General features: G+C 65.4%; 5 protein-coding genes. 4 read left to right on the forward strand and 1 reads right to left on the reverse strand.

All coding sequences use genetic code 11. The features are described from left to right. Positions 1-296: 296 nt before the first annotated feature. A complete protein-coding gene (locus MKK49_RS07090) occupies positions 297-545 on the reverse strand; it encodes a DUF6894 family protein (protein WP_409565028.1) in 249 nt (82 codons plus the stop codon). A 559-nt stretch (positions 546-1,104) separates the two neighbouring features. Here MKK49_RS07090 and MKK49_RS07095 point away from each other — a divergent pair. The 4 genes from MKK49_RS07095 to MKK49_RS07110 form a co-directional block, all read left to right on the forward strand. After that, entirely contained in the window at positions 1,105-1,350 is a 246-nt protein-coding gene (locus tag MKK49_RS07095) for a hypothetical protein (protein WP_244027364.1), read from the forward strand. A gap of 460 nt (positions 1,351-1,810) precedes the next feature. Further along, a complete protein-coding gene (locus tag MKK49_RS07100) occupies positions 1,811-2,110 on the forward strand; it encodes a hypothetical protein (protein WP_244027365.1) in 300 nt (99 codons plus the stop codon). A 1-nt stretch (position 2,111) separates the two neighbouring features. Continuing rightward, positions 2,112-3,401 (forward strand): App1 family protein, encoded by a 1,290-nt coding sequence (locus MKK49_RS07105; protein WP_244027366.1) that lies wholly within the window; start codon positions 2,112-2,114, stop codon positions 3,399-3,401. A gap of 505 nt (positions 3,402-3,906) precedes the next feature. Further along, a partial coding sequence (locus MKK49_RS07110; protein ID WP_244027367.1) for a beta strand repeat-containing protein occupies positions 3,907-8,153 on the forward strand: 4,247 nt, incomplete at its 3' end.

Genomic DNA, 8,153 nt, shown 5'->3' on the forward strand with positions numbered 1-8,153 from the left:
CGTGCGCGAGGTCTTCGTCGGGCGCTGCATCCGCAGCACCAACTCGATCAGTTCCTCGCGGCTCAGCCGCTCAAGATCGCTTCGGCCCATCCTACAAAGGAATCAGCGAAACCCAACCCGCACAAGGGGGTGGGTAATTACGCATGAATTGACGAGGCCACCATTATCATATGATGCATTCCCGAAATTACGTCTTTAAGCCGGCAGAGGACTACTAAAGCCGAAATATGCCTATAAGACATCAAAAACCCGCCTGGCCGGAGCCGGGCGGGTGAAGGTGTGCATCTCAAGTAGGTCTAGGATGCCATCTCGGCAGGCGGGTCAGGCGGAGCCACCGACAGCAGCATCAGCGTCTCACCGACGGCGTCGCGAATGCTCAGGGTCCACCTCTCATCGCGGCTCGAAAGCTCGTTTCCGAAACGCATTTCTTGAAGCACTTCCTCGGCTTGCTTTACCGCCTCGTTGAGGCTGTCGACCACAACACCAACGTCATCACGGATGGTAGTCAGGCCATCCGTGAGGTCGAAAAAGAAGCGTTGGGTCAACGGCATTTTCCTGAGTACGGGTGTATCCTGGGCCTACGTGTTGGCGCAGATGATTGTTTCAAGAGCAACTAAAGAGCCGCATGAAAAACCCGCCGCGGCGCGAGCCGGGCGGGTGAAGGTCGGGTCTTGCTTGGGGGTGGTGAACGGTCGGGCGGCCGGGTGGTTCCGCTCTACATGCTCGACACCCCGAACCGTTGAACCAGGCCGTCCTCGCTCCAAAGGTCTGTGCGGATATCTGCACCTCGCTCAATGACGATCCGGATCGCATCCGCATCGCTGTCCGCCCTGATGTCTCTGACGTGGATGATGCGCCCATCGGTGTGTCGTGTGATGGCACGGTAGGCGCGGGTGGGACGAAGGCGGCGTGCGCTGGAGACCGGCTGAGATTCTGTCAATACGTGTTCCCTGACGCGCATACACGCGGGTAGGAGGTACGAGCAGCGTTCGTCGGGAGTTTCAGAATGAATACAAAATACCCGCCACGGGGTGAGCCGGGCGGACGGGGCGCTCCCTGCTGGCCTGTTAATGCCCTATCCAGCATACGCTGCTAGGACAGGGCATGCGTTACCCCCTTGCCGCCGCCATCGTCCTCTGCGCGTCCGCTGCCTCAGCCGGGCCGCTCGATTTTCTGAATGGCATTCCTGATGCGCCCGGCGTGGTGCGCGGTGGGTCATTCGGGCTGACCGGCAATGACTACGATGGCACCCCGCAGGTGAATGGCGGCGTTCGTGCGGAACGCGCGACGCGGCAAGCCAAGGCGCGCTTGCGGCACCCCACGTCGGAGAAGCAACTGCCCAAGTCCTGAAACGAAAAACCCGCCACGGCGCGAGCCGGGCGGGTGAAGGCGGTCTTGGGATGAGGATGCCCCAGTACGGGGCCCACTGCGCGTTGCATGTGGCATGCCAGACGCGAGGTGGCTGTCTCAGCCTGCGCCGTAGCCACCCTCCTTGTTGGTCGGGTGGCGGTTCGGTGAATGGTCGTCGTATCCTCCCGTGGCCGGTCCTTGATCGTCGGTTGGTACGACATGTCCTGGTGACGTCGGTCCGGCCTCCGCCGGATCATCGGTGCCCTTGGGCTCGACCAGGGACTTGCCCTTGGCTGGTATGTCGAGGCCGGCTGGCGGTGTCTTCTCGTCTGGAATCATTGCGCTCCCCTACTTCTCATTCTGGCAGGTGAAGCGTGGGTGCCGCCGCCGGTTCCGTGACGCACCCGATTCGTCTGGAAAGCATCCTCGACAACGCCCCCTTGGCGGCTATCCTGTGCCGATGCGCTCTGCCCTGGCTGCCTTCGCTGTGATCCTTGTCGCTGGCGGCGCCTATGGGCAGCAGCTGCCGACCGTACCGGAGCTTCTTGCTGCAGAGCTCAAGGCGACGCAGGGCTGCGAGGGGGCCGGCGATCCGGCTGCCATCAAAGAGCAATGCACGCTTCGCGACCGCCTGAGCGGTCGTCTCGCTCAGGCCGGCCAGTGCTGGGGCAGGAAAGGGCAGACCGACGCGAAGAAGGCGTGGCACCCGTGCGGGCCGGACTCGATCTACGTCGATGACGTCGAGGCGGTGCGGCGCTGACATGACGAACGCCGCCCCGACGGAGCCCAACTGGCGAACGGCCGTCGTCCGCCTCTTGGCGCTCTCGGCCCGTCCCGTACGCAAGGCGCAGGGCCGGGGCGGAACGGTCATCGAGGCCTACCGCGGCTACGGGACGAGCGAAGAGATCTTCCTAATCGGACGCGTGTTCCGGCAGTCCGACCCCGATCGGGCTGCGCGCTCCGACGAACTCCGAGCGAGCCTACGCGACATCGCGCGCCGAATCCGTCGTCGAAAGATTGCCGGCGCCTCCGTCACGGCGCGCTTCGGCGGGGCGGAGGCGCGCGTCGCAACTGACCGGGACGGCTACTTCCGTGTCCACCTGCGTCCGCGCGAGGCGCCTCCCAGCGGGACCGCATGGCATCCCGTCGAGCTGACGCTTGAGGCCGACCCGCCGGTGATCGCGCAGGGGCAGGTGTACATCCCGCCCGCCGGGTGCCGGCTCGTCGTCATCAGCGACATCGACGACACCATCATGCACACGGGCGTCGCCAACAAGTTCAAGATGCTCTGGCGCCTGTTCGTGGCCGACGCCGAGAACCGCGTCGCGTTTCCGGGGGCCGCCGCGTTGTGTCGCGCGCTCCACGACGGCTCGACCGGCCATGAAGCCAACCCAATGCTTTACGTGTCCCGGGCGCCGTGGGGCATCTACGACATGCTGGACGCGTTCTTCCGCCACCACGCGATCCCCGTGGGGCCGGTGCTGTTCCTGCGGGAGTGGGGCCTGTCCTGGCGGCACCCGCTGCCGCGGAAAGCCGAACACCACAAGCGCGAGCTCATCGGCCACATGCTGGCTTTCTACCGTGACCTGCCCGTCGTCCTGCTCGGCGACAGCGGGCAGCACGACCCGGAGGTCTATGCCCAGGTGGTGAAGGACCACCCGGGCCGGGTGCTTGCCGTCTACATCCGCAACGTCTCGCGTGGCGAAAGCCGCATCGCCGAGATCGAGCGCCTTGCCGCGGCGGTAGGGGCCGCTGGAAGCAGCCTCGTCCTGGCCGCAGACAGCTCCGCCATGGCTGAGCACGCGGTCGGTCTCGGCCTCATCGCGCCGGAGGGGCGTGCAGCGGTGTCCGCCGAGCGCGAAACCGGCGGCGCCGCCGAAGCCGGAGCCGGCACCCACCGTGTCGGCGGATCGACAGCCGCGGACACCTCCCGGAAGATCGCAGACGGGGAACTGAGAAGCATCCTTGAACCTCGGCCTGACAAGCCGCCGAACGTTGTCGTCGAGCCAGCGGATCGGAACGGCCTCGGCACGCCTCAGGATCCAAGCTGATCGCGCGCATGCAGCGTTTGAAGCGATCCAGGGCCCGACCGCTGCGGTTCCGGCGCAGCATCGCTCGCCAAACGCACGATTGAGCATATTCGCTCAAGCGTTCCGCTCGTCAGATCGAAAAACCCGCCGCAGGCCGACCTTTTTGCGTCCAGATACGCCGATCGTCGGGCCGTTGCGGACAGGGCTTGGCTTCCCCGCCGTCAGCGCTGTAACGCTTTCCGAGCCACCCCAATCTTGTTGCGTGTACATAATCAACAGATTGCTCGATTTTCTCGGTTTTTAGAATCCGCTCAACTCGTCCTGCTAAGAATGTGTGATCGGTTTGCATCGCGTGGATTCAAACTCTCGGATGTGGTTGGCCGGAACGAACTACTTTTTGACTCCATCCCGAGGCTCCTCAATCGTCTCCCCAGCACGCCCGGCATACGAGCAATCGGTCTGGGCGCAACTACAAGGTTTCGGGGGTAGGATGTCGAGGCAAAGTCAGGTGCTGCACCGCTCATTGATGGCGAGCGTTCCCGTCTGGACCCTGGCGATCGCCGAAGCCTCGGCGGCGTGCCAGCCGGGCACCCCCACCAGTGGGCAGACCGTGACCTGCACGGACGTGCAGTCCAACGGGTTCGTCGCACCTGCCGGCGTGACGGGCCTGACGGTCAACATCCAGTCCGGCGCCACCATCGGTTCGCAGCAGACGAGCGCCGGCACGAACCCGAGCTTCACCAATGTGCAGGTGAACGGCACGAGCGTCGTCAACAATGCCGGCACCATCAGCAACACCGCGCCGCTGAACCGCGACAATTTCGGCGTGAACCTGGCGGGTGACCGCTCGACCCTGAACAACACCGGCACGATCACTCTCATGGCGCCGGCCGGCAACGCCACGACGCGGGTCTACGGTGCCTATTCGAGTGCGCCGGCCGGCTCTCAATATGAGAGCACCACGGTGACCAATTCCGGAACCATCGCGGTGACGCAGAACGGCAATGGCATCTCGCGTGGCATCTATGCCGGCGAGAACATCGCCTCCATGGCGATTATCAACAGCGGCACCATTTCGGCGACGCGCAACGGCACCGGCACCGCGCCGGCTGCGGCCATCGATTCTGATAGCAGCGTCGCGGCCCTCACCGTCACCAATCGGGCCGGCGGCCAGATCACCGGTACGGGCGCCGGGGTCCGCGCCATCCAAGGCCAGGCACAGAGCTTTACCATCGTCAACGATGGCGCGATCACAGGCCCGGCGGGCGGCCAAGCCATTGTCGTTTATGGCCCCGGTAATGCGACGCTCACCAACAATGCTAGTGGGGTGATCACCGGTGACGTGCGGTTTACCGAGACCGATCCGCCGAGCGGTGCGACGTTTTCTTCCAGATTTAGTACAGTTAGTAATTTCGGTACCATCAACGGCAGCATTCAGTACGGAGCGGGCAATCATACGCTAAATAATAGTGGCGTTATTTCCGGGGATATCACCTTTTCCGACACTGGAAGTAGGCGCATTCCGATTGCTGTAGGACTTACGCCGCCTGACCCAAGTTTGAACACGGTGAACCTCGGCACCGGCTCCCGCATCGGCGGTAACATCATCGCCCAGGGGGGAGGCTTCAACACTCTCAACCTCACGGGCACCGGGACCCTCACGGGGACGGTCACAGGCTTCAGCAGCCTCATCCAGACCGGTGCGGGCAGCGCCTGGACAACAGCAAGTGGCTCGGTCCAGAACCTATCCGGCAGCCTCACGGTTGCCGGCGGCAATCTCACCCTCGGTGCTGGCTCGACCCAGAACGTTAGCAGCATCACTGTGGCGGGCGGCAATCTTACCCTGGGCGCCGGCTCGACCCAAACCATCGGTGATCGGATCCAGGTGACGGGTTCGGGCGCGCAACTCACCGTTAACAACACGGTCACCAACACGGCCGTGAACCTTTCGGGTTCAAACACAAGCCTTGTCAACAACGGTACTATCACGGGCACCGATGCTGCCAGGATAAGGTTTTTCGAAACAAGATTTTCCGCTGTGCTTAGTAATTCCAGTGGTGCCAGCTTCGACAACGTCACGGTGACAAACAACGGTACCATCGCGGTGACCGAAAACAGCAGCTTCAGCTCGCGTAGCATCTATGCGGGCGGGAACATCGCCTCCATGGCAATCACCAACGCCGGCACCATTTCGGCGACCCGCAACGGCAACGGCAACGGCTTCGCTACCGTCGCGGCCATTGATTCCGACGATGGTGTCACGGCCCTCACAGTTACCAACCGAGCCGGTGGCCAAATCACCGGCACCGGTACGGGCGTGCGCGCGATCCAGGGTCAGGCTCGGGCTTACACCATCGTGAACGACGGTACGATCACCGGCTCGGCGGGCGGCCAAGCCATCGTGGTCTTCGGCACCGGCAACGCGACGCTCGCCAACAATTCCAGCGGGGTCATCACCGGAGATGTGCGCTTCATTGATGCCGATCCGCAGTTCTTTGCCCAGGCCAATCGCCGCAACAGCACCACCACCAATGCGGGCCGTATTACCGGTAACATCCAGTACGGGATGGGCAACCACACCCTGACGAACACTGGCGCCATCGCCGGTAACGTCACCTTCGCGGATGTCGCGACGAGCCAGAACACGGTGAACCTCGGCACGGGTTCCAGCATCGGCGGCAACATCACCGCCCAGAGGCTCGGCACCAACACCCTCAACCTGTCGGGCACCGGTACCCTCACGAACTCGGTCACGGGCTTCACCAACCTCAACCAGACCGGCGCCGGCAGCGCCTGGACCACGGCCAGCAGCTCGGTCCAGAACCTGTCCGGCAACCTCACGGTGGCGGGCGGCGACCTGACGCTGGGCGCCGGCTCGACCCAGGCTGTCGGCGGCCTGATCCAGGTGACGGGTTCGGGCGCGCAACTCACCGTTAACAACACGGTCACCAACAAGACCGTGAACCTGTCGGGGTCGAACACGAGTCTTGTCAACAACGGCACCCTCACGGGCACCGGCGCGGCGGGCCGGGTCAACAATGCGTCGACCCGCGTCTACGGCGTGCTGACGAACTCCACGGGCGCCGACTTCGCCAACGTGGCGGTCACGAACAACGGCACCATCGCGGTGACCGAGAACGGCATCGGCATCTCGCGTGGCATCTATGCCGGCGAGAACATCGCCTCCATGGCGATCACCAACAACGGCACCATCTCGGCGACGCGCAACGGGACCGGCACGGCGGCGGTCGCGGCCATCGACTCCGACGACGACGTCGCGGCGCTGACCGTCACCAACCGCGCCGGCGGCCAGATCACCGGCACCGGCACCGGGGTCCGCGCCATCCAGGGCCGGGCGCAGAGCTTCACCATCGCCAATGCCGGCACGATCACCGGCCCGGCGGGCGGTCAGGCCATCGTGGTCTACGGCGCCGGCAACGGCGTCCTCAACAACGCCGCCACCGGTGTCATCAACGGCGACGTGCGCTTCACCGATACCGACCCGCAGAACGCCACCACGGCCAACCGCCGCAACAGCACCACGACGAATGCGGGCCGCATCGCCGGCAGCGTCCAGTACGGCATGGGCAACCACACGCTGACCAACACCGGGGCGATCACCGGCGACATCGCCTTCGCGGATGTCGCGGCGAGTCGCAACACAGTGAACCTCGGAACCGGATCGACCATCGGCGGCTCCATCGCCGCCACGGGTCTCGGCATTAACGCCCTGAACCTCTCGGGCACCGGCACGCTTCCTGGCAACGTCGGCGGCTTCACCACCCTGCAGCAGTCCGATGGCGCCTGGACCCTGGCATCGGGCTCGACCCAGACCTTCTCGGGCGGGGCCACCGTGGCGGGCGGCGTTCTCACGGTAAACTCGACCCTCAACGCCAACACGAGCGTTGGTACAGTTGGAGCCCTCGCCGGCACTGGCAGCGTCGTCGGCACCCTCACCAACGCCGGCGTCGTTGCTCCTGGCTCGGCCGCAGCGCCCTACGGAACGCTGACCGTCTCGGGCAACTACGTCCAGCAGGCCAGCGGAACGCTGCAGAGCGCCATCGCCGCCGATGGCCAGGCCGCCCGCCTCGTCGCCACCGGCACGGCCACACTCGCCGGCACCGCCAGCTTCAACGCGGCGGCCGGCACCTACCTGCCCAACACCCGCTACACCGTGCTCTCCGCTGCCGGCGGCGTGAACGGTAGCTTCGCCAACCTGACCGACAATGGCACGCTGCCGCTCCTCGTCCGCGCGATCGCCTCTTCCGACGCCAACAACGCCTACGTGACCCTGGTGCAGCAGAGCTTCAGACTCATGGCGCAGACGGGCAATCAAGCCAACGTGGCGCGCGGCCTAGATGCGGCGCTGGCCAGCAACCCGCAGGCGCTCCTCGTCCTAGACCGCCAGAGCGCTGCCGGCATCGGTGCGACCCTCGATCGGGTCGCCGGCCAGGGCTACGCGTCGCTGGCCGACCCGCAGCTCCGCTCGGGCCGCGCCTTCAGCAGCCAGCTCCTGTCGCGGGCCGATGCGGCCACCACGGAGCCCGCCCCGACGGGCTACCCCCTGCCGCAGAGGGTCTACGACGCCGACATGCCGAACCGCGCCCCCGTGCCCGCCCCCCGGTTCGTCGAGCCGGGCCGCGGCTACGGCGTCTGGGCCACGGGCTACGGCCAGTTCGGCTCCGTCGATTCCACCGCCAACGCGGCGGGCCGCTCCGAGACCGTCGCCGGCATGGCGGGCGGCATCGACTTCCACCCGCAGGTCGGCACGGT

Origin of the sequence: Methylobacterium sp. J-090 (genome assembly GCF_022829345.1) — a bacterium.
In the GTDB taxonomy this organism is placed as follows: Bacteria; Pseudomonadota; Alphaproteobacteria; order Rhizobiales; family Beijerinckiaceae; genus Methylobacterium.

Bases quoted from the DNA above. Each gene is read 5' to 3' on its own strand.
- MKK49_RS07095 (WP_244027364.1), top strand. From the start codon at position 1,105: ATGCGTTACCCCCTTGCCGCCGCCATCGTCCTCTGCGCGTCCGCTGCC.
- MKK49_RS07100 (WP_244027365.1), top strand. From the start codon at position 1,811: ATGCGCTCTGCCCTGGCTGCCTTCGCTGTGATCCTTGTCGCTGGCGGC.
- MKK49_RS07105 (WP_244027366.1), top strand. From the start codon at position 2,112: ATGACGAACGCCGCCCCGACGGAGCCCAACTGGCGAACGGCCGTCGTC.